Raw genomic sequence first — 21358 nt, 5'->3', positions numbered from 1 at the left:
AATCTGTTTGCAATAGGTAATCAATAATCGCGAGGAATAGTAGGGGAAGCGCTTCATCTACTATTCGCCTGCCGTAAAGATCTCTACCACTCTCCCTTAGTACATGCATCTATCCACGCGGCTTACCTGCTTATTCGCCCTTTTCCAGCTAATCAGCTGGCCTGTACAAAAACGAACCATTTCTGTACAAAAGCGAACCCTTGCAATAGCGCAGGCTGATAGCTTTGATTTAAGCTAACAGCGATTGAAACAGGACAGGTCCTGCTATCGCGCAAATTATAAACGAGCTAACCATGAAGCATAGTCCGGAATGCGAAAGTAACCGGCGAACCGTAAAGCTCTGACCACCATGCTCAAAGAACAGTCAGTAGAACAAAAGAAGTTTAACCATAAAATCCAGCTGCCTATTGAGGAGACTATCACATCAACCACAGGCTTTTCTTCTGAGGTACAGGGAGAGAAGATCGGGAACTTAAAATTTTTTTAAACTAATAAACCTAAAACAAGACCTGATTGCATGAATAAAGAAATACCCCCACGTAAAATGTTTTGTCGCTTGCTGTTTCACTCTGGCAGCGGCAATTACAAACAATCTATTTTCAGCCCATCCTGGCCTTGCACCTGCTGAAAGAGCGATGGAGTGCCATACACCGGGCTTACATGAAAGTAAGCTGGCTTCCGGGCGCATTGAAATAGATAATGACCAACAGTAGCAATAAACCTCTCTAGTCAAAATTATGAAAACAGACTTTTTACGATTAATAGCAATATGGGCAATTATAGGGATCTGCATCCCAATGGAAAGTAAGGCCAGCCCAGGGCATTTATTGGACGTGCAGGTTTCCGGAAAGATAACCGATGAGCGGGGAGATCCTCTTCCCGGTGTAACGGTCCAGATCAAAGGCATAAGTAAAGGTGCTGTGTCCGACATCGCGGGCAATTACCAGATTGTTGTCCCCGGAGGTAACGAAATCCTGGTTTTTAAGTTTTTGGGATACAAGACCCAGGAAATAGCGATCGAAACGAGGAGACGGATTAATGTCTCGATGGAGCCTGATGCCACGAGTTTGAACGAAGTAGCCGTCGTGGCATTTGGAACGCAAAAGAAGGAGAGTGTGGTCGCTTCCATTTCCACCGTAAACGTGAGGGATGTCAAACAGGCAGCACCTCGTTCTTTGACCAATGCTCTGGCTGGTAAAGTTTCAGGTCTTATTTCCGTCCAGAGAAGCGGCGAGCCGGGATATGATGATGCGCAGTTCTGGATCAGAGGAATCAGCACATTCGGTGCGGGGGCGAATCCCCTTGTACTCGTGGACGGCGTTGAGCGTCCCATTTCAAACATTGAGCCGGAAGAGATCGAAACCTTCTCGGTATTGAAAGATGCAGCCGCTACTTCGGTATACGGAGTGCGCGGTGCCAATGGAGTGATCCTGGTTACGACCAGAAGAGGGCTGCGACAAAAGCCGGGCATCAGTTTTAAAATGGAAAGTGGAACCAACAGGCCTACCAGGCTGCAGGAGTACGTTGACGGCCCTACCTGGCTAAACTTATACAATGAGGCGCAACTGGCTACAAATCCCAGCTTTGTTTCTCCCTATACCCCTGAGATAATAGAGAAGTACAGAAGTGGAGAGGATCCTTATCTGTATCCTAATGTGAACTGGCTCGATCTGATGATGAAAGATCACGCTTCCAATCAAAGAGCCAACCTGAACATAACAGGAGGCAGTGAGATGGCTAAATATTTTGTTTCTGCTGGCTATTATCAGGAAGACGGCATATGGAAGGGCGACAACCTCAATACCTACAACACCAACGCGAAGGTAAAGCGCTATAATTTCAGGGCTAATATCGACGTAGATCTAAACAAGGATACCGAGCTGAGCTTAGGTCTCGGGGGGATACTCGTTACCTCCAACTATCCGGGTACCAGCAACGGCGACATCTGGTCGTCCATTCAGAATAACACCCCAATCGGGTATTCGCCGACCTATCCGGATCCGGCTAACCCTAATAAATTTGTATATGGGGGTATCAGCAGTCAGATTAACCCGTATGCTCAGCTAACCGGTACTGGTTTTAAAACTCAGTGGCGTAATAATATACAGTCTGACCTTACACTGAAACACAACCTTTCCAGATTTGTAAAAGGACTGAGCGTACAAGGGAAGTTCGCTTTCGACGGCTATAACTATCACGACATCAATCAAATCAGAACGTACCTGGCAAATAGTGATCAGGTGGATAAGTATTTCGCAACCGGCCGGGATGACAACGGAGAGCTGATATTAACCCGGTTGGTGAACGGGAAGGCAGATCTTGGATTTTCAAAGGCCTCTGGGGGTAACCGCCGCATCTATATTCAGGCAAACGTTGATTACAACCGGACTTTTGGCAAGCACGATGTAAAAGGCTTATTGCTCTATAATCAGCAAGACTACCAGAATGCTGATGCAACTGACGCCATTAGCTCCCTGCCGTTCAGGCTTCAGGGCGTGGTTTCCCGACTGTCTTACGGCTACAATAATCGCTATTTCATAGAAGTGAGCGCCGGATATAACGGTTCAGAAAACTTTGCCAAAGGTCACCGATACGGTTTTTTCCCCGCTACAGCCCTGGGCTGGATACTATCGGAAGAACCGTTCTTTAAGAATAATATCAAAGGCATTGAATATTTGAAATTACGCGGATCATGGGGAATAAAAGGGAATGACCAGATCGGGGGCCGGCGGTTTGCTTATCTGACAACAGTAGGCGGCGGAAATGGCGGCTATGCGTTCGGCACAGACGCAACTAATACCTTTACCGGTCGCGGGGAGGATCAATGGGGAGCCAACCTGACATGGGAAAAAGAAAGGGAAGTGGACCTCGGTCTGGAGATGAGGTTCTTGAGGAGCTTTAACCTCCAGGCAGACGTTTTCAAGCGTCACCGCGAGGGCATATTTCTGCAGCGCGCTTCACTTCCCACGATGCTTGGTTTACAAAACAATCCCTACGGGAACCTGGGTGAGTTTGAAAATAAAGGCTTTGAAACTACCCTGGAATACAGGGCAAAAATGGGAGCGTTTGACGTATCCTTCAGAGGCAATTATACGTTTGCAAAAAACAAACTGCTGAATACTGACCAGCCTGATTACACATATACTTACCAGAACCGGGTAGGAAAACGGTATAACCAGCCCTTCGGACTAATAGCGCTCGGGCTCTTTAACGATCAGGAGGATATAGACAACTCTCCGGTTCAACAGTTTGGAGCCGTAAGGCCAGGCGACATCAAGTATTCGGATTATAATAAAGATGGTGTTGTTAACTCCTTCGACGCCGTAGCAATAGGCAATCCCGCGGTGCCCGAGGCGATTTATGGATTTGGAAGCACCGTCGCAATTAAAGGCTTCGATTTCTCGGTATTCTTTCAGGGCAACAGCGGAGCCAGCTTTACTCTTGGCGGCTCAGGATGGTACCCTTTTGACCGCGGAGGCCTGGTAGGCGGCTTGAACGTCAATACCCTGAACAGATGGACTCCCGAAAACCCCAGTCAAAATGTCTTATTTCCAAGGCTCTCATTCGGGGCAAACTCAAACAACTTTCAGTCCTCCACGTGGTGGCAGCGCGATGGCAGCTACCTGAGGCTAAAGACCGCGGAGGTTGGCTATACCATCCCGAAATCGCTGACAAAAAGGTTAAAGATCAATACACTCAGGATCTATGCAAATGGGTTGAACTTGTATACCTGGAGTAAATTCGATTTCTGGGATCCTGAGCTGGGCAGTGCCAATGGTGGTGCTTACCCGATTCAGAAGACATTCAACTTTGGGGTCAACCTCAATCTGTAACTGAGCGGCTGAACAAATTGTAAATGAAACGCTAAAGAAGAAAATCATGATGAAGAACGTCTCAAAATATATACTTCTGCTCGTATGTGCTACAGGCCTGTTTTCCTGTGAAAAATTTCTGGATAAGCAGCCTAACGATATGATAAACCTTGATCAGGTATTTTCCCTCAGACTGGAAACTGAAAGATATCTTGCCAATGTTTATAGCTATATCCCTGACCCGCTGGTTTGTAATGGCGTAAATTACACGCCCCTTTCAGATGAAGCCGACTGGGTGTTTAACTGGCCTCATCAGCAGATCAATACGGGCAACTGGTCGCCCGTCAATACTCCCTATGACATCTGGTCGAAATATTATAAAGGGATCAGAGCAGCCAGCACTTTTATTAACAGGGTAGGCGAATGCAAAGAATGTGATGACCTCAGCGCCGGCATTACTGTACAGTACCGGGAGGAAGCTAGAGTACTCAGGGCATTTTATTACTTCCAGTTACTCAGGCAATACGGGCCCGTTACAATCCTCCCCGAGACGCCTTTAGCTATTGATGCTCCATTATCTGAAATCCAGTTACCCAGAAATTCCTACGACGAATGCGTTGATTTTATTGTTTCAGAACTTGACAAAGCAGAGCAGGTGTTGCCCGATAAGCCACCACTTGCAAGGGATTACGGTCGGGCTTCGGCAGGAATGGCAAGAGCATTAAAAGCAAGGGTATTACTGTATGCCGCCAGTCCGCTATGGAACGGTAATACCGAATATGCCGATTTTAAGGATCAAGACGGGAAGCAGCTCGTTAACCAGGTGTACGATCAGAGCAAATGGCGTAAAGCTGCCGATGCAGCGAAGGCGGTTATAGACAGAATGCCTGAGGGCCTCTATAAGAAAAATGGAACAGACGGAAAGTTCGATCCGTTTCTTTCTTACCAATATGTGTTTCTCGACAAATGGAATGCTGAGGTGATTTGGGCAAGGCCGATGACCGGTGATTACGTTCGCTGGGAGCGGTGCTCCGCCCCACGGCAACTTAACGGCTATATCGGGCTCGGGCCTAGTCAGCAATTAGTGGACGAGTATGAAATGGAAAACGGGATGAGCCCTTTTACAGCTTCCAGCACAGCCACCAACCCCGTGATCAACCCTGCTTCCGGTTATTCAGAAACCGGGTTTTCAACTGTTGCGACCAAATTCACGAGAGCGGGTATTCATAATATGTATGTTGGACGCGAACCCCGCTTCTACGCAACCGTCGGATTTAATGGTATGGATTGGCTTTACAAGGGAGTAGACGGTAAGACTATTACACGGGTGGAGCTATTTGCTACAGGGAGAGATGGATACAACGGATCAAACGATCATTCCACCACAGGTTATACCACGGCTAAATACGTGCATCCGGAAAGCGACGTCAGAAATGGAAGACACGTATTGAAATCATGGATATTTTTCAGATTGGCAGAGGCCTACCTTAATTATGCAGAAGCGTTGAACGAGTATGATCCGCAGAATCCGGACATTTATAAATACATTAATTTAATCCGTGAGAGAGGAGGCCTGCCGGCACTTCCCGAAGGTCTTAATCAGGGTGAGCTACGGGATCGCATCAGGCATGAACGAAGAATAGAGCTGGCCTTTGAAGAGCATCGCTTCTGGGATGTAAGGCGCTGGAAGATCGCCGAACAGACAGATGCTGCACCAATATATGGGATGACCGTAACTGCAGGTACCAGTTTCAGTGATCAGAGTTTCTATAAACGGAGGATCGCTGAGCCCCGCGTCTTTCAGAAAAAGCATTTTCTCTGGCCGGTACCGCAGTATGAAATAGAACGGAACACTAGTCTGGTTCAAAATCCCGGATGGTGAAGTGACAGTGTTTTCTAGTCAATAAATGAAGAAGGCCGCCTCCCTGGGACGCGGCCTTCTTCATTTATTTCAGGGCTACTAATCTGACGTTATCCGCCGCGATTGTGAATTTCATGCAAGTTCTGTTATCGTTTGAAATTGCTGATATCCCGGCGATCTAAATAATAGTTAATTACTCCGGACGCTTCTTCTGCTCAATGTAATTCGCGATTTCAGAAAGATATCCAAAGTTGTATTGGTCGATATCCTCAGGGGTGACGACAACATTTAAATAGTCAATGTCTTCCGCTACTGATTTTTCTCCAAGTAGTGTGTCCAGCATAATGAAAGTAGCGCTTAAATACTTTTCTTTATTGTCTTCATTCAGCTCTGGATAGCAAACGTTTATCCCTATCTGGTCAGGGCGATCCTCGTTTTTCAACGGTATGTAAATAGTTTTTTCAGGATCAAACCTCGTGCCTTCGTAATTGGTAATAAAACCCGGGCCAAGGGCTGGTTTAAACTTTATGAAGATCCATTTCTCAATCGGAGGAGCAAGGTCGACGAGCTGTTCAACTTTGTCGAAGTTCTCTCTGATGCCTTCGGCCAGTGGCACATCCTTAAAGGGCATAATGCACCGTGACCGGAGTCGCCGATATTACCTTACTTGCGGATGAGGATGTTTACTATCCACTGCAACAACATGCTGAGGGGGAGGAAAATAATGAAATTGGACAAAATTAAGTAGAACTGCGGGTTTGCGCAGCGGGGGCCGGCAGGAGGAGGGTTGATTAGGTCGTGCAGATATAAGAATGCAAAGGGAAAGATGCTGACCAGCAAGGCAGTCAGGAGGTAGGTATAACGCCGTGGCCTTTGGTTTCCAATAGCGATCGATGACAATGCCGGGAAGAGCAGATAAAATAACAGGAGCATATTCTTTATACCTGCCCACTAGAATTAGTAACCCCATAACGTGAAAAGGCGCTCTAGTGAAACGAGTTCAGTGAGACCTTAAAGAACGAGCGGTGAGCTCAGAAATTTTAAAAATGGATCCTGTCTTGTGACTTTCATCTAATTTAACTTACTTTGTAGTTCAAAGTTCATTTCAGATGAAAGAGAGCGATATCTATTCAGAGCTGAGTTCCATCCGTAACCTGATGGAGCGGTCGACCAGGTTTATCTCCCTGAGCGGGCTTTCTGGCGTCATGGCCGGCGTGTATGCCTTGATAGGAGCATACCTGGGCTATCGGATCGTTTACCCGGAGGCTTCCGGACTGCTGTACCGTGACGCTTACGTCAACGAGCCCGCCACATTATGGCAGCTGGTTCTCGTTGCAGTCGGCGTGCTGGTTCTTTCGCTGGCGACAGGAATATGGCTCACGGTCAGACAGGCACGTAGAAAAAATGAAAACCCCTGGAATCCGGTCAGTAAGCGCCTCCTGCTTAGCATGGCTATTCCTCTTGTAACGGGGGGACTTTTAATTCTGATCTTTCTTTCCCGTGGCTACTATGGTATTGTATCATCCTCTTGTCTGATCTTTTACGGACTTTCTCTTGTTGCGGGCAGCCAGTTTACGTTTTCAGATGTCAAATGGCTGGGCTTCTTAGAAATCGTCCTTGGACTCCTGGCGGCTTTACTTCCGGGTTATGGCCTTATCTTTTGGGTGATCGGCTTCGGCATCCTCCACATCCTCTATGGTTCCATCATGCACTTTAAGTATAACCAGTGAAGATCTCCTTAGAACAGTTTGATAAAGCTTTCGAAAACCGTGTACGCCTGCAGATTATGAGCGTACTGGTGGCCAATGAGAACTACGACTTTAATTCTCTCAAGGAGCTTTTGAATGTAACTGATGGAAATCTGGCTTCGCATCTTAAGGCACTCGAGAAGGAGGAGTATATCACAGTCAACAAGAGCTTTATCGGACGGAAACCTAATACGCAATATGCTGCCTCAGCGAAGGGACGCCAGGCGTTCAAAAAGCACCTTGAAGCGCTTGAAAATTTGATCAGACAACAGAAGCTCTAAATTTTTTTATCTCTATACTTTGAAACGCAAAGTACTTTAATGTAGTCGCTATGAATATAAAGATTGAACATCAGACAGAAAAGACTGCCTCTAATTCATTGGGCCAGTCCGTTTTAGTAAAATGCATACTAGTCGGAGTGTTGACCCTTCTTTTACTCATTCCTTCCGTATGGATCCAAAACCTTATTTCAGAAAGGCAAGGGAGACAAGAAGAGGTGATTCGTGAGATTTCTGATAAGTGGTCGGGCAAGCAGCTCGTGGGAGGCCCGGTATTGATTTTGCCCTATAAAACACGTCTGGCCGAAAAGGACACGACAGGCAGGGTCTCGTATCGGGATGTAATAACGAACATCTATTTGCTTCCGGAAAAACTGGATATCACTTCTGACGTGCAGCCTGAAGTTCTTCATCGTGCGATGTTCGACGCCGTTGTTTACAATTCAAAGATCAGTGTTCGTGGAAATTTTGGAGCTCTCGAACTAAGGAAGTCGGGTATCGACCCCAGCCAGGTTCTGTGGGACAAAGCAAAGATGGCGATAGGCCTGAGCGATCTGAAAGGTTTGAAGAATAACCCCCAGATCAGGTTAAACGATTCTGTTTACCAGGCGGAGTCAGACTTTTCTTCTCTAAAGCTCTTTGCGAACAACCTGATTGTACTTCCGGATCTGAGTGCCCGGAAAAATACCAATCTCGCTTTCCGGTTCGAGCTCGACGTAAAGGGGAGCAGCGAACTGCAGTTTATGCATCTTGGAAAGAGTACGACAGTGAGAGTGAAAGGAAAATGGGCCGACCCCAGCTTCACAGGACGCCACCTGCCTGAAGACCGCCAGGTGTCAGGCGGCACATTTAATGCGTTCTGGAAGATGTCGTATTTTAACAGGCCCCTGCCCCAACAATGGATGGAAGGGAACACCAGGCTTAGCCAGACTGATAATGACGCGATCTTTGGTGTCACCTTTATACTTCCTGTTGATCAGTATCAGAAGACCATGAGATCGGCGAAGTATGCTGTGCTGATCATTTTACTGACTTTTATTTCCTTGTTATTTACAGAAATCCTGAACAAGAAAAAGGTTCATTTACTTCAGTATGTGCTGATAGGGGCGGCCATGACCATCTATTACACCTTGCTGCTGTCCTTTTCAGAGCAAGTCGGGTTTACTGCAGCTTATTTAATTGCCTCGCTTGTGACTGTGTTGCTCATTGGGATCTTTATCGCCGCCGTTCTGCGTGACAGGAAACCAGCGATCGTTTTCTCAGTCATACTAGCCGTTTTCTATAGCTTCATTTTCGTGATCATTCAGCTTCAGGATCTGGCTTTGCTTTTCGGAAGCGTCGGACTTTTTGTGGTTGTTGCCATTGCCATGTATCTGTCAGCTCAAATTGACTGGACCAGGAAGTCCTTGCAGGAATAGGGGGCGTTATATCCAACGATAGCAATAAGAGGTGGGGCAAGTGGGGATAAAGGCCATATCATCGAAGTTCCGCGACCATTCAGGACCTCTACGCGCGCCATGACTCGCCTGTCGGACAGCGTTATGACAGCGGGCAGACAGCGGCAAATCCCGTGGACAGGTCCTATCTTCTGCGAGAGATAGTCGGGACATGCCTGAGACAGGTTCGCCGGGGCGTTTATGATTCTACACTCCCGCTCCGGGATTTCTCCGATGCGGCTCCGGTCGCCGGCGGAGCCCCGTTGGAGAAATCCCGGAGAATCATAATAAAAAAAGCGAACTTGTCTCGCAGCGGTCCCGAACTTGCCTCAGGCATCTCTTCGGAAATTTGGATAAAGCGAAAAGTTAGGGTGGTTTGAAGTTTCTTAATTTTCTTCAGGATTCAAAACCCTTTTGGAAAAGGGCGGCTGAGCCACAGCGCCCGTCCGTTTAAACCTGACAAAACCAGTCAGATCCAGACATTTTATGACAATTCCGGACAACTGATTTAAAAAGCTTGCTAATCGGGTTTTTGCCGTCTATGTTTGTTCTGCCGGAGGACTTCTGGAGACAGGGGGAGTTGTTCAACCAATTCGCCGGGAGGAGTTTCGGATGATAGATGGTAGTACTTGCAAAATAAATTCGCCACGTTATGTCAGCAGAAAATGAAATAATCAACTACGTCAGAAAATTTGTTCCGCTCAGCGATGAGGAGGCATTGGAGCTTCAGTCGGCCTTCAAAAGGGTGGCGATCAGGAAGCGGCAGTTTGTGGTGCAGCCGGGCTTTCCTGTCCCTTACCGCTACTACGTCGTCGATGGCTCGCTCAGGGCGTACGTGGTGAATGAAGAGGGACAAGAGCATACCATCTCGTTTGCCGTGGAGGATTGGTGGATAACCGACTACAATGGCTACATCTATCAGCAAAACGCAACCATGTTTGTTGTGGCCCTGGAAGACAGCGTTGCCCTCAGACTGGAATTTTCAAAAGAGCAGGAGCTCAAAGCGCGCAACCCGAAGTTCGAGACGTTTTTCCGGATCATTGCTGAGCGGGGGCTCGCATACCAGCAAAGGAGGGTGATCAACAATCTGACGCTTTCTGCTGAGCAACGATATCAGGACTTTCTCGACAAGTATCCGCTCATTGCCCGTCGTCTCCCTCAGTATGCTCTTGCCTCCTTCCTGGGAATGACTACCGAGTATCTATCCCGGCTCAGAAGACGTGCGTCGCGAAAAAGTTGAACCAGATCAACTTAATTTCCTGAACCAGTTCATGAAATATTAAATGTCACCGTCCCACTTTTGTGTATCAGCTGCAGCGATAAAAAAGGGATAAAAATTTAGTAGTTATGAACACTCATCAAAAACCGGCTTTAACTTCCACAGTGGTGTGGTTGATGGCTATTTCGTCTGGTCTTATTGTCGCAAACAATTATTATAATCAGCCCCTGCTTTCTTTGATGGCCAGGGACTTTCATGTTACTGACGCCAGCGTAAGCAAGATCGCCATGCTCACTCAGATCGGCTACGCGCTGGGTCTGTTGATCATAGTTCCTCTGGGGGATCTGTTCCGCAGAAAGCGCCTCATCGTAGCGGATTTTGGTCTGATCTTGTTGTCTGTACTCGGGATGGCGCTCAGTCGCTCCCTGGGCATGCTTTACTTTTTCAGCTTCCTTACCGGCTTAACGTCGGTAGTGCCGCAGCTATTTGTACCCATGGCCGCTACACTGGCCCGCCCTGAGAAGCGGACGCAGACCATTGGTTTCGTGATGAGCGGCCTTTTGGTAGGGATCCTGGGTTCGAGGATCCTCAGCGGGTGGATCGGCAATATTGCCGGCTGGAGAAGCGTCTTTTTCATTGCCTTTGCCCTCATATTGGTACTTTGGTTCTTTGTTATCTGGAAGCTTCCGGAAGTGCTTCCTGAATATAAAGGAACCTACAAGGAGCTCATGAAATCCGTGTGGAGATACGCCCGGACAGAACCAGCACTGCAGGCGGCTTCATTAAGAGGAGGGCTCCTGTTCGCTTCCTTCAGCGCCTTCTGGACCTCGCTGGTCTTTCACCTTGGCGGGGCTCCCTTTCATGCAGGAAGCGCCGTAGCCGGTTCCTTTGGGTTGATTGGTATGCTGGGCGCTTTAATGGCGGCCTTTACCGGGCGGCTGGCAAAGCGGATGTCTTATTTTCACTTTACCCTGGTCTTGCTTGCTTTGTTCCTGGCAGCCTGGTCGGTATTCTGGTTCGGTGGTTACAGCTACCTGGGGCTGATAGGAGGGGTGATCATTCTCGATGTGGCCATGCAGGCGCTTCATATCATGAATCAGTCGTCTATCTTTTCCCTGCATCCTGAGGCTAACAACCGCCTGAATACCGTGTACATGACCTCCTACTTTATAGGTGGGGCCCTCGGTACGTACGTTGCCGGCCTGGCCTGGCAGCATTGGCATTGGAACGGTGTGCTGGTGGCAGGAACGGGCTTTGCGGTTTTGGCGGTGCTAACCCATCTTCTATATCGCCGGGTCTACCTTAAATCCCGGGCGGCGGGCCCACGCACCCAACAGCGGGTTCATCATGCTATGCCTCAGCAGGGGGAGCAACCGGTATTGCAAAACTGAAGCGGCTTCCTTCTCCGAGGGCGCTTTCTACCCATATTCTGCCGTTTTGCGCTTCTATAAAGTCTTTCGATATGGCCAGACCCAGTCCGGATCCCGACTTGTTCTGCCCATCTGCGGGCACCTGGAAATAGCGTTCGAAGAGCCGGTTCAGGTAGCGTTCTTCGATACCTTTTCCAAAATCTTTTACGGAAAATTCAATCTCGTTCCCGTTATGGTTCACCTGCACAAGGATCCTCGATCTTTCACTGCTGTATCGCAAAGCGTTCGACAGGAAGTTGATCAGTACCCAGGCCGTCTTCTCGGTGTCGATCTGGATATCCGGAAGGGTCTGCCGGCTGATCAGCTCCAGCTGAACGTTCTTCTGTTCGGCCTGAAACTGCATGGCCTCCATAGCGTATCTGACGATTTCGAGCGGATGGGTTCGTTTTAATTGCAGTTGAATGTTGCCGGTCTCCACCTGGGAGAGGTCCAGAAGCTCTGTGGTGATCTTCAGCAGGCGGTCCGTATCCTCCTTGATGTGCAGCACGAGTTCATCCTGCTCGTGGTTCAGGCTTCCAACGCGTTCATCTTTCAGAAGCTTCAGGCTCATTTTTATGGAGGAGATCGGGGTCTTCAGCTCGTGAGAAATGGTGGCGATAAAGTTGGTTTTGGCTTCGTCAGGTTCTTTAAATTCGGTGATGTTTCGCAGGATATAAACAGTTCCTGCGGAGAGAGAAGTGACCCTGAATGGCTGCTCATTATCGGCATTGAAATCTGCAGGCACATCAATGGCACGGCTCTGAAGTCTGAAGTACGACTCTTTTCCGTTAGCAAAGATCTTCAGCGGCTTATCATTGGCGCCTTCATTCAGGATGGTCCGGAGGAGGTCGTTTGTGCCGGCAATCTCCAGTGCATTTTGCCCGACTATCTGATTCTCGTCCAGATCGAGGATATCTTCGGCTGCTTTGTTAATGAAGAGCACTTCGCTCTTTTCGTTCAGCCCCACAATAGGATCCTGCATGTTTTCTATGATGGCTTCAATGCGAAGCTTCTCTGATTTGATCTTGGCCAGGCTGCTGTTCTCCCATTCATCAAGCCGGGCTGCCATCTCGTTGAAGGAGGCTGCAAGTTCGGCAAACTCGTCGTTCGTTCTGAAGTCGAGCCGCTGTTTGTAATTCCTGCGACTGATTTGTCTGATGCCCTCTGCAAATTCCCGGATGGGATTGGCCACGTAGCCGGGAAAGTTGATCACAAATGAGAACAGGATCAGAAAGGTGAATGAGCCAACGAGACCGAGATAGGCGGTTGCCTTACTCACAGATTCCTGAGCGATGTTGTTCTTTCGCACAATTGCCTGCATGTTGAGGTCCTCAATCGCGAGCAGGTGCTCTCTTACCGCAGTGAGCGCTTTTTGACGATCGGCAGCAGACAAGGTGGGGGCATTCAGACTGTCGATCTGCTCTTTTAGCGCCAGCACCTCTTCCTGCTCTCCCTTTTCGGTGATGTTCTGATATTCGAGCCGGAAGTTTTTGTCAAAGCTTTCCCGCGCGCGGCCCCTCAGGGGTATGCTGTTTTTATTCAGGATCTCCTCCATCGCCCGGGTATACCGCAGGGTTTCGTAATTATCCTTCAGGATCACTTTCGAGCTTTCGGAAATTCTGTTTATGTAATAAATTCCCATTGCTCCAAAGGCCATCACGATGGCGAACAGGAATCCGAATCCTAATCTAAGCTTGGTTTTTATCTTCATCAGACATGTATTGAAGGGGCTCAGCCCTATGAAAGTATAATTAAATCAGTATCAGTGACCGCTATTTTTTTAAAAGCTGGCTAAAGATAGCGGTTCGGAGAATTACCTGCACGAGGTTCAGATGCGGTCGTCCGATACAGATCGTAGTAACCTCTCTTTTCTCGGCTTCGCTAATGATCGTCCGGGTGACCTCATTGCTTTTAATTTTTACTACTTCAGCCCCCAATTCGGTGGCCAGCTTCAAGTTGTTGATGAGGTGCCGTTGTTTATCCAGCCTTATTTTTTGTCCGCTCTCGCTGTCGGTCTGCACGTAAAGTACGAGCCAGGGTGAACGATAGTAGGAAGCAAGTCGGGCCGTCTTCCGGATTACCGTCTTTGCTGTTTCTGAATTAGACGAGATGCAGGCCATAAAGCGCTCTGGTCGTAACTTTACCTGCCTTGGAACTTCCAGATCGATCTTTTTCTCCAGGTGATGCGCCACCTCGCGGAGGGCAAGCTCCCTTAACTGCAGGATCTTTTCGGGCTGAAAGAAGTTATTCAGTGCCTGCCGGATCTTCGAGACCTCGTAGATCTTGCCGCTCTGCAGGCGCTCAATCAGCTCATCGGCTGTTAAATCGATGTTCACAACCTCGTCGGCTATTTCGAGTACCCTGTCGGGTACTCTCTCCGTGATTTTCACGCCGCTGATCTCCTCTGCTTCGTCGTTCAGACTTTCGATGTGCTGAATGTTGAGGGCTGAGATCACGTTGATGCCGGCCTCCAGGATATCCACCACGTCCTGCCATCTTTTGGCGTTTTTGCTTCCTTCCACATTGGTGTGCGCCAGCTCATCTACAATGACCACTTCCGGATGGCGGTTAAGGATGGAGGAGAGATCCATTTCTTCGAGCTCCTTACCCTTATAGAAGATCCTGCGCCGGGCGATCTGGGGCAGGCCCTCCAGAAGGGCATGTGTTTCTGCCCTCTGGTGGGTCTCGATATAGCCGATCTGCACGTCGATTCCATTGCGGAGAAGGGCATGCGCCTCCTGCAGCATGCGGTACGTCTTTCCTACTCCGGCGCTCATGCCGATGTAAACCTTGAACTTCCCCCGTCTCGACTTTTTTACGAGTTCGAGGAACTGCCTGACCGACTCATCTCTGTTCTCGTCCATTTCTTGTTAAAAGCTTAGCGCGATACTTGCGGTAAGGGAGGCATTATTCCGAACCTGTCCCGCCTCACGCAGGAAGATCTTGTCTTTGCTGTCGTATACCTTGCCCTCAACTCTGAGAAGGCAATTCTGCACCGGTGCATAGTCAACGTTAAGTGAGTAGCCGGTTGTTTTAAAACCCTCAGGCGTTCCGGTTGCAATGATCATCCCGTTCTTATCCTGGTAATACTCGGCCCGGGCTGCTACTGCCCATTTCTCTGCTGCCTGGTAGCGCACGATAGCAACTGGGGAAATGATATGATTGTAGTCGGCGCTGCCCTTCTCTTTTTGCTGCGTCCCGTAGTCGAAGCCCGTGGTAAGTCCGAGTTTTGTACTCAGCTGGAAAATGCCGTACAGGTTATGATAGAAACGTCTCACTTTTACCGAGTCTGCCCCTTCTGTTCCGAAGTCGTTGCTGTAGTTCAGGGTGATACCTGCGGCGGGTTTCCAGCTCAGCTGTACGCCGCCTGCCGGGGAGCTGTTGCCGGCTTGTCGCTGAATGCGTTGCCAGCCATTGAGGAACAGGGCAGTTGCAGCCAGCTTTCCATCCGCCGTGCTGTATGACAGCTTTGCACCTGCTTCGTAGTAAGGGGTGTTTTCAGAAGAGATATTGCGGGTAAGGACCCAGCAGTCTTTCGATATGGCGCTTTCAAAGCCAATATGGGAGGAGAATATTCCGGCGTCGAGCCAGAGGTTTGTCTTTTGCGATAGTCTGATCCCGGCGTTTGCTTCGAACACGTTCTTCAATACTCCCGGCTCGTTCGCCAGGTTGGCGTTGCTGTATGTACCGGCCATCAGGGCCAGGTTGGCGCGCACGGTTCCGTCGTCATAGGCAGCTTTCACGAAACCGAGGTTTAGATTGACCTCGTTGTGGCGATTGTGCGAGTAGATAAATGAAGGCCGGTTTTGATCGGCGGGTTTGTTAAAGTCGTATCCGTAATAGGTTTCCAGATATCCGCTGAATTTTAAATTGCTTTGTTGCGCCTGCGATTGTGCAACAAGGCCGAGTGCTATAGCAAGAAAAAATGCTTTTTTCATTAATGTGTCTTTTGAAGTTTGTCGAGTGAAATGTTAAGCTGCAGGACGTTTACACGTGAAGGGCCAAAGAGGCTCAGAACGGGACCTGTAGTGGCGTCGTCAATCAGTTCTTCCAGCTGTTCCTGGCTGATCTGTCTTGCTTTCGCAACCCGGGCTATCTGGAAGCGTGCAGCTTCCACGGTAATATCAGGGTCAAGGCCGCTGCCGGAGGCTGTGATGAGGTCGACTGGAATATCATTCCTGGAAGCGCCCTGATGATACTTCAGCAGGGTGTCGATGCGGTTTTCTACATCCTTGAGATAGTCGGGGTTGGATGCGCCTTTGTTTGACCCTCCGGAACCGCCTGCGTTGTAACCTACCGCAGAAGGACGGCCCCAGAAGTAATCAGGACGGCTGAATGTTTGTCCGATATTTGCGTATCCCACTTTCCTGCCCTCTGCGATAACGGCTTCTCCATTACCCTTGCCGGGCGAAAAGCGTGCGACAAATGCAACTGTGACAGGATAGATCACACACAGAAGTACCAGCAGGGTCAGTGTGAGGCGTATTGACTGGAAAAGATATTTTTTCATTTTAATCAGATAAAGAGTGAAACAAGAAGATCGATCAGTTTAATGCCGATGAAGGGGACAATCACCCCTCCGAATCCGTAAATCAGCAGATTCCGGCGGAGCAGGGCTGATGCGCCGAGTGGCTTATAGGCCACCCCTTTTAGTGCCAGGGGAATGAGGATCGGAATAATGATGGCGTTGAATATGACCGCCGAAAGGATGGCGCTTTCAGGGCTGTGTAATGCCATAATGTTGAGGCCCTGAAGTGCCGGTATGGAGGCAATGAACAAAGCCGGGACGATGGCAAAGTATTTTGCTACGTCATTGGCAATGGAAAAGGTTGTAAGGGTGCCCCGCGTGATCAGCAGCTGTTTTCCGATCTCCACGATCTCAATCAGTTTGGTCGGGTCATTGTCCAGATCGACCATGTTGCCGGCTTCCTTTGCGGCCTGCGTGCCACTGTTCATTGCAACACCTACATCCGCCTGGGCCAGTGCCGGCGCATCGTTGGTGCCGTCGCCCATCATGGCGACCAGCTTACCCTGTGCCTGCTCGTGCTTGATGTAATTCATCTTGTCTTCAGGCTTTGCCTCCGCGATGAAGTCATCGACGCCCGCCTTTTCTGCAATATATTTTGCGGTAAGGGGGTTGTCGCCGGTGACCATCACTGTCTTGACACCCATCTTACGGAGTCGCTCGAACCGCTCCTGGATGCCCGGCTTGATGATGTCCTGCAGTTCAATAACGCCAAGCGGCCTGCCGTTCTCGGCTACGACCAGAGGCGTGCCTCCGTTTGAGGAAATTCGTGTCACTTCTTTAGACGCCTCTTCACTGAATTCATGACCCGATTGGAGGGCGATATTGCGGATAGCATCAGAGGCGCCTTTTCTGATCCGTGTGCCGTCCGCAAGATCTACTCCGCTGGAACGGGTTTCAGCCGTAAACTTCACGAAAGTCATGGAAGATCTGTCGGGCAGAGTTAGAGCGCTCGGGTGAAGTGTAAGTCCGGCGAGCTCCACGATGGATTTTCCTTCGGGCGTTTCGTCTGACATGGAAGCCAGGAGGCAGCTCTTTACAAAGTGCTCGTCAGAAACACCGGGAAGGGCATAGAAGTAGGTGGCTTTACGGTTCCCGATGGTAATGGTTCCGGTTTTATCGAGCAGCAAAGTGTCTATATCACCTGCTGTTTCAACTGCCTTGCCCGACTTGGTAATGACGTTTGCGCGGAGGGCACGATCCATGCCGGCGATACCGATGGCAGAGAGCAGTCCGCCGATGGTGGTCGGTATGAGGCAGACAAAAAGAGAGATCAGAGCAGCCACCGTGATAGGCGTATTTGCGTAGTCTGCAAAGGGCTTCAGGGTGACGCACACAATAATGAAAATGAGGGTAAAGCTGGCCAGAAGGATCGTGAGGGCGATTTCATTCGGCGTTTTTTGTCTTGATGCTCCTTCTACAAGGGCGATCATCTTGTCCAGGAAGCTTTCGCCTGGCTGTAAAGTTACTTCTACCCGGATCTTGTCGGACAAGACCTTTGTTCCTCCGGTTACGGAGGATTTGTCGCCTCCTGCTTCCCTGATCACCGGGGCAGATTCTCCTGTGATAGCCGACTCATCGATGGTCGCTATTCCTTCTATGATCTCTCCGTCCGTCGGGATGGTATCACCTGCCTCGCAAATAAACAGTTCTCCCTTTTTCAGGGTGGCTGACGAGCGAAGCTCAAACGACCCGTCTGCCTTTATAACTTTCGCCGGAGTATCTTCGCGCGTTTTCCGGAGGCTGTCGGCCTGCGCTTTTCCTCTTGCTTCGGCAATGGCTTCAGCAAAATTGGCAAAGAGGACAGTAAGCAAAAGAATAAAGAACAGGATCAGATTGTAGATGAAGGAACCCTGCCCTCCGTTATTGAACGAGTAGAAGGTAACAAAGAGCATGACTGCGGTTCCAATCTCTACGGTGAACATCACCGGATTTTTGATCATGATCCGCGGATCTAGTTTTATGAATGATTGTTTCAGAGCGGCATTTACCAGCGCCGGCTCGAATAATCGGTTGGATTGTGATTTCATTGTCGTAATGAGCTACTTAAGCATTGAAAAGTATTCTGCGATAGGGCCCAGGGCCAGGGCAGGGAAATAGGATAGTGCGTTAAGGACGATGATCACTGCGAGGGTCATGACACCAAAAGTGCCGGTATCAGTACGCAGCGTGCCTGCGGATTCGGGGACGTACTTTTTCTGCCCAAGAAGTCCCGCTATTGCTACCGGTCCGATGATGGGGAGGAAGCGGCCGAGTATCAGGACAAAGCCGGTGGACAAGTTCCAGAAAATGTTATTATCACCCAGGCCCTCGAACCCTGAACCGTTGTTTGCGTTCGAAGAGGTCATTTCGTACAGCATTTCTGAAAAGCCGTGGAAGCCCGGGTTATTTAGCCAGTTAGCCGGTTTTACTGCCCAGTCGGCACTTCCGTAGTTTGTGCTGACGAAGCAGGCCAGTGCCGTGCCGGCCATTATCAGTAAGGGGCTGAGCAGGGTGATCAGGGCGGCTATCTTCACTTCTCTTGCCTCAACTTTATGGCCGAGAAACTCAGGCGTACGGCCCACCATCAGTCCGGAAATGAAAACAGCGATAATGAGATAGACCAGATAATTGAGGATGCCAACTCCGCAACCGCCGTAAAAGGAGTTGATCATCATGGCAAGCATCTGCCAGAGCCCTGTTAAGGGCATCGTGCTATCGTGCATACTGTTTACAGATCCGGTAGAAATGATGGTCGTAACCGTGCTCCAGTAGGCAGAGGCCATCGGGCCGAAGCGTACTTCTTTGCCTTCCATAGCACCCGATGGTTGTGGGATGCCCATTTTAGAGATCGCCGGGTTCCCGCCCGTCTCACTGATGACTGTAGGGATCACAAGCAGGAGCATACCGAGGGTCATCACTCCGAAGATGATCCAGCCCAGCTTTTTCTTGCGTATATAGTATCCGAAAGCGATGACCATCGCGATAGGAATAATTACCTGGGAAATCAACTCGACCATGTTGGTGAGGTAGTTCGGATTTTCAAGAGGATGGGAGGAGTTCACTCCAAACCATCCCCCGCCGTTTGTGCCCAGATGTTTGATGGCGATCATCTGCGCCGCCGGACCTCTTGACACGGCTACTGTATCTCCCTGTAGTGAAACGTACTGATCTTTACCCTCGTAGGAGGCCGGGGTTCCGTTGAATGCAAGGATCAGCGCCACTATGAATGAAAGCGGAAGAAGCAGGCGCGTGATGGACTTCACAAAAAACTCCCAGAAATTACCGAGAGTTGTGACGCTCTTTTCCCGGAACGCTTTAAATACCACCACTGCAGAGGCAATACCTGTAGCGGCACTGGTGAACTGAAGGAACATGATCACGAAGTGCTGCGTCAGATAGGTCAGCCCTGTTTCGCCGGAGTAATGCTGAAGGTTGCAGTTTACCACGAAGCTGATGATGGTATTGAAGGACAGGTCGGGGCTCATGCCGGGATTTCCATCGGGATTTAAGGGCAGCTTGTCCTGATAGATCAGGGCGAAGAAGCCGTAAACCAGCCAGACAGAATTGATGGTCAGCATCGCTTTCATATGCTGTTTCCAGTTCATCTGTTCTTTGGAGTTAATCCCCGACAGCTTGTAAATTCCGCTTTCAATAGGGGATAGGAAGTCGGTCCACACCTTTTCTCCGGCGAAGACCTTTGCCAGATATTTCCCGAGAGGTATTGCAAGGATCAGCGTTACCGCATACGTTGCAATGATACCAAGTAGTTCTGTATTCATGTCTGTTATTAGAATTTTTCAGGTTTGAGCAGTACGTAGATCATATAGACGAATACTGCAATTGCGATGATGAATAATGCTGTCATTGTTTAAATTTTTTCGAACCAGTCAACCGATTTAAAGAAAAGCCACATGCATACGAGCAGGGCGAGCAACAGTAAAAGAATCATAAGATGTTTTTTGCAGGAGCGATGGCAATGGGGATGCCAATGATTGATGACTTATTGTTTCCTGCTGATTATGAGTGTTGTGGCTTTTTTGGTTGCAGCGGGAAGCCGGTCTGACCTTTTCAAAATGGAAGGGTCGGTTGCCAAAACGGAAAGAATACCGCGACTACCGGATATGGTTTAGAAAGGAATTCGGCTCGTTCAGAGCCGACCTTTTATGTTTAACGTGATTTCGCTGGTGTGAGGAATTCCCAGAGTGGTACCGGGACTCACCCTGAGGAAACGTTTCAGGTAAACGTCGATGATTCCCTCAAGCACTCTTCTTCGCGACTTCTCAAACTCCGGACTTACCAGGAATTTTCCTAGTCTCATATTCCCTTTGTCGTCAACCAGGACAGAGAAGTTATAGGAGAAGTCTTTATAGGCTTTATCAATGGTAATATTAAACTCAGGATACAGGTATTCGTCGGCAGGACTTACGTGAAGGAGATCATGGGGATCGAGTTTGACCTTTACTTTTGTAACGGCTATTTCAGGCACTGTGCTGGTTAATGTTACTGGTGTCCGGGCTGCGAATGCACTGTCGCGATTAGCCGGGTTCCTGTTGGCTCGTTCTGACTTCGCTTTGATGAAAACAGTATCCTCCCTGGACGGCTTTCGCATTTCTTCCGGGTTTAGCTTCTTCTTTTTCAGATACTCATAGGAGTAAAACTTCATGAATGCATTGGAGAATTCTTTTGATACCACTTTTTCTTCCACCGACAGGAGCTGAAAAATAAGACTGTCTTTGCTAATGAGCTTAACTCTCATCCAGTGCCGGGCAATATTGAATACCGAGTCGTGGTCGTGATAGATAGGGTAGTGGTAGAACACTTTTGCCTGGGGATGATAGATCATGAGGGAGTCATCAGAGAGGAGGTACATTTTCCAGCTGGGCTCCAGTTCATAGCCCTGCTGGTTGAAAGAAAGACCGGATGTAAAATAACGGTCTGTCTCGATGTATTGCATCCCCAGCACACTGTCAAATGTGGGAATGTTGCGACCCTTTTGAGAGGGCCTGTTGCAGGAGGCAGCAAGCAGAAGAAATAAGACAGAAGTGCCAACTGCGATGCAGCTGAGAATTGATCCCTTTTGAGCCATTG

General features: G+C 49.0%; 16 protein-coding genes and 1 pseudogene. 7 read left to right on the top strand and 10 right to left on the bottom strand.

Features of this window, described 5'->3' with window-relative positions:
- The first annotated feature begins 737 nt into the window (after positions 1-737).
- Positions 738-3833: a SusC/RagA family TonB-linked outer membrane protein gene (locus ACES2C_RS05910; protein WP_374166070.1), complete on the top strand. Its 3096-nt coding sequence runs from the start codon at positions 738-740 to the stop codon at positions 3831-3833.
- A 46-nt stretch (positions 3834-3879) separates the two neighbouring features.
- Positions 3880-5694, top strand: a complete 1815-nt coding sequence (locus ACES2C_RS05905; RefSeq protein ID WP_374166069.1) for a RagB/SusD family nutrient uptake outer membrane protein — start codon at positions 3880-3882, stop codon at positions 5692-5694.
- Between the two features lie 172 nt (positions 5695-5866).
- Here the strand turns inward: ACES2C_RS05905 and ACES2C_RS05900 are convergent, their stop codons facing one another.
- Both ACES2C_RS05900 and ACES2C_RS05895 read right to left on the bottom strand, forming a co-directional pair.
- Positions 5867-6304: a hypothetical protein gene (locus tag ACES2C_RS05900; protein ID WP_374166068.1), complete on the bottom strand. Its 438-nt coding sequence runs from the start codon at positions 6302-6304 to the stop codon at positions 5867-5869.
- A 32-nt stretch (positions 6305-6336) separates the two neighbouring features.
- Positions 6337-6606: a hypothetical protein gene (locus ACES2C_RS05895; protein WP_374166067.1), complete on the bottom strand. Its 270-nt coding sequence runs from the start codon at positions 6604-6606 to the stop codon at positions 6337-6339.
- Positions 6607-6782: 176 nt separating this feature from the next.
- Here ACES2C_RS05895 and ACES2C_RS05890 point away from each other — a divergent pair, with 176 nt between their 5' ends.
- The 5 genes from ACES2C_RS05890 to ACES2C_RS05870 all read left to right on the top strand — a co-directional run bounded on the left by ACES2C_RS05890 (position 6783) and on the right by ACES2C_RS05870 (position 11745).
- Positions 6783-7403, top strand: coding sequence for a hypothetical protein (locus tag ACES2C_RS05890; protein ID WP_374166066.1), 621 nt, complete (start codon positions 6783-6785; stop codon positions 7401-7403).
- Entirely contained in the window at positions 7400-7702 is a 303-nt protein-coding gene (locus ACES2C_RS05885; RefSeq protein ID WP_374166065.1) for a winged helix-turn-helix domain-containing protein, read from the top strand. Before ACES2C_RS05890 ends, ACES2C_RS05885 begins: the two co-directional genes overlap by 4 nt.
- Positions 7703-7752: 50 nt before the next feature.
- Positions 7753-9117 (top strand): cell envelope integrity protein CreD, encoded by a 1365-nt coding sequence (creD, locus tag ACES2C_RS05880; protein WP_374166064.1) that lies wholly within the window; start codon positions 7753-7755, stop codon positions 9115-9117.
- Positions 9118-9787: 670 nt separating this feature from the next.
- The gene (locus ACES2C_RS05875) at positions 9788-10375 is read left to right on the top strand and encodes a Crp/Fnr family transcriptional regulator (RefSeq protein WP_374166063.1); all 588 of its coding nucleotides are present in this window, start codon (positions 9788-9790) and stop codon (positions 10373-10375) included.
- 107 nt (positions 10376-10482) lie between these two features.
- Complete coding sequence (locus ACES2C_RS05870) at positions 10483-11745, top strand: MFS transporter (RefSeq protein WP_374166062.1); 1263 nt, start codon at positions 10483-10485, stop codon at positions 11743-11745.
- On the opposite strand, the gene ACES2C_RS05865 is transcribed toward ACES2C_RS05870, so the two are convergent.
- From ACES2C_RS05865 to ACES2C_RS05830, 8 genes and pseudogenes are all read right to left on the bottom strand, one after another.
- Positions 11705-13474, bottom strand: coding sequence for an ATP-binding protein (locus ACES2C_RS05865; protein WP_374166061.1), 1770 nt, complete (start codon positions 13472-13474; stop codon positions 11705-11707). The two genes, ACES2C_RS05870 and ACES2C_RS05865, sit on opposite strands and share 41 nt — an antisense overlap.
- A gap of 26 nt (positions 13475-13500) precedes the next feature.
- A pseudogene (locus ACES2C_RS05860) lies at positions 13501-14627 on the bottom strand (sensor protein KdpD).
- A 6-nt stretch (positions 14628-14633) separates the two neighbouring features.
- Complete coding sequence (locus tag ACES2C_RS05855; RefSeq protein ID WP_374166060.1) at positions 14634-15701, bottom strand: porin; 1068 nt, start codon at positions 15699-15701, stop codon at positions 14634-14636.
- Positions 15701-16273, bottom strand: a complete 573-nt coding sequence (gene kdpC, locus ACES2C_RS05850; protein WP_374166059.1) for a potassium-transporting ATPase subunit KdpC — start codon at positions 16271-16273, stop codon at positions 15701-15703. The genes ACES2C_RS05855 and kdpC overlap by 1 nt, the downstream gene beginning before the upstream one ends.
- Positions 16274-16278: 5 nt before the next feature.
- Complete coding sequence (gene kdpB, locus ACES2C_RS05845; protein WP_374166058.1) at positions 16279-18318, bottom strand: potassium-transporting ATPase subunit KdpB; 2040 nt, start codon at positions 18316-18318, stop codon at positions 16279-16281.
- 12 nt (positions 18319-18330) lie between these two features.
- Complete coding sequence (kdpA, locus tag ACES2C_RS05840; protein ID WP_374166057.1) at positions 18331-20049, bottom strand: potassium-transporting ATPase subunit KdpA; 1719 nt, start codon at positions 20047-20049, stop codon at positions 18331-18333.
- An 8-nt stretch (positions 20050-20057) separates the two neighbouring features.
- The gene (locus ACES2C_RS05835) at positions 20058-20135 is read right to left on the bottom strand and encodes a potassium-transporting ATPase subunit F (RefSeq protein WP_374166914.1); all 78 of its coding nucleotides are present in this window, start codon (positions 20133-20135) and stop codon (positions 20058-20060) included.
- A gap of 282 nt (positions 20136-20417) precedes the next feature.
- A complete protein-coding gene (locus ACES2C_RS05830) occupies positions 20418-21356 on the bottom strand; it encodes a hypothetical protein (RefSeq protein ID WP_374166056.1) in 939 nt (312 codons plus the stop codon).
- Between the last annotated feature and the right edge of the window lie 2 nt (positions 21357-21358).

It is taken from the genome of Arcticibacter sp. MXS-1 (assembly GCF_041902385.1).
Lineage (GTDB): Bacteria > Bacteroidota > Bacteroidia > Sphingobacteriales > Sphingobacteriaceae > Arcticibacter.
Note: the sequence above shows the minus strand (reverse complement) of the source record. Positions and strands in the feature narration are given on the sequence as shown.

What these genes read in the sequence shown, in the direction of transcription:
- kdpB (WP_374166058.1), bottom strand. Translation starts at nt 18,318, where the DNA reads ATGAAATCACAATCCAACCGATTATTCGAGCCGGCGCTGGTAAATGCC.
- ACES2C_RS05910 (WP_374166070.1), top strand. Translation starts at nt 738, where the DNA reads ATGAAAACAGACTTTTTACGATTAATAGCAATATGGGCAATTATAGGG.
- ACES2C_RS05855 (WP_374166060.1), bottom strand. Translation starts at nt 15,701, where the DNA reads ATGAAAAAAGCATTTTTTCTTGCTATAGCACTCGGCCTTGTTGCACAA.
- kdpA (WP_374166057.1), bottom strand. Translation starts at nt 20,049, where the DNA reads ATGAATACAGAACTACTTGGTATCATTGCAACGTATGCGGTAACGCTG.
- ACES2C_RS05870 (WP_374166062.1), top strand. Translation starts at nt 10,483, where the DNA reads ATGAACACTCATCAAAAACCGGCTTTAACTTCCACAGTGGTGTGGTTG.
- kdpC (WP_374166059.1), bottom strand. Translation starts at nt 16,273, where the DNA reads ATGAAAAAATATCTTTTCCAGTCAATACGCCTCACACTGACCCTGCTG.
- ACES2C_RS05865 (WP_374166061.1), bottom strand. Translation starts at nt 13,474, where the DNA reads ATGAAGATAAAAACCAAGCTTAGATTAGGATTCGGATTCCTGTTCGCC.
- ACES2C_RS05900 (WP_374166068.1), bottom strand. Translation starts at nt 6,304, where the DNA reads ATGCCCTTTAAGGATGTGCCACTGGCCGAAGGCATCAGAGAGAACTTC.
- creD (WP_374166064.1), top strand. Translation starts at nt 7,753, where the DNA reads ATGAATATAAAGATTGAACATCAGACAGAAAAGACTGCCTCTAATTCA.
- ACES2C_RS05835 (WP_374166914.1), bottom strand. Translation starts at nt 20,135, where the DNA reads ATGACAGCATTATTCATCATCGCAATTGCAGTATTCGTCTATATGATC.
- ACES2C_RS05890 (WP_374166066.1), top strand. Translation starts at nt 6,783, where the DNA reads ATGAAAGAGAGCGATATCTATTCAGAGCTGAGTTCCATCCGTAACCTG.
- ACES2C_RS05895 (WP_374166067.1), bottom strand. Translation starts at nt 6,606, where the DNA reads ATGCTCCTGTTATTTTATCTGCTCTTCCCGGCATTGTCATCGATCGCT.
- ACES2C_RS05875 (WP_374166063.1), top strand. Translation starts at nt 9,788, where the DNA reads ATGTCAGCAGAAAATGAAATAATCAACTACGTCAGAAAATTTGTTCCG.
- ACES2C_RS05830 (WP_374166056.1), bottom strand. Translation starts at nt 21,356, where the DNA reads ATGGCTCAAAAGGGATCAATTCTCAGCTGCATCGCAGTTGGCACTTCT.
- ACES2C_RS05905 (WP_374166069.1), top strand. Translation starts at nt 3,880, where the DNA reads ATGATGAAGAACGTCTCAAAATATATACTTCTGCTCGTATGTGCTACA.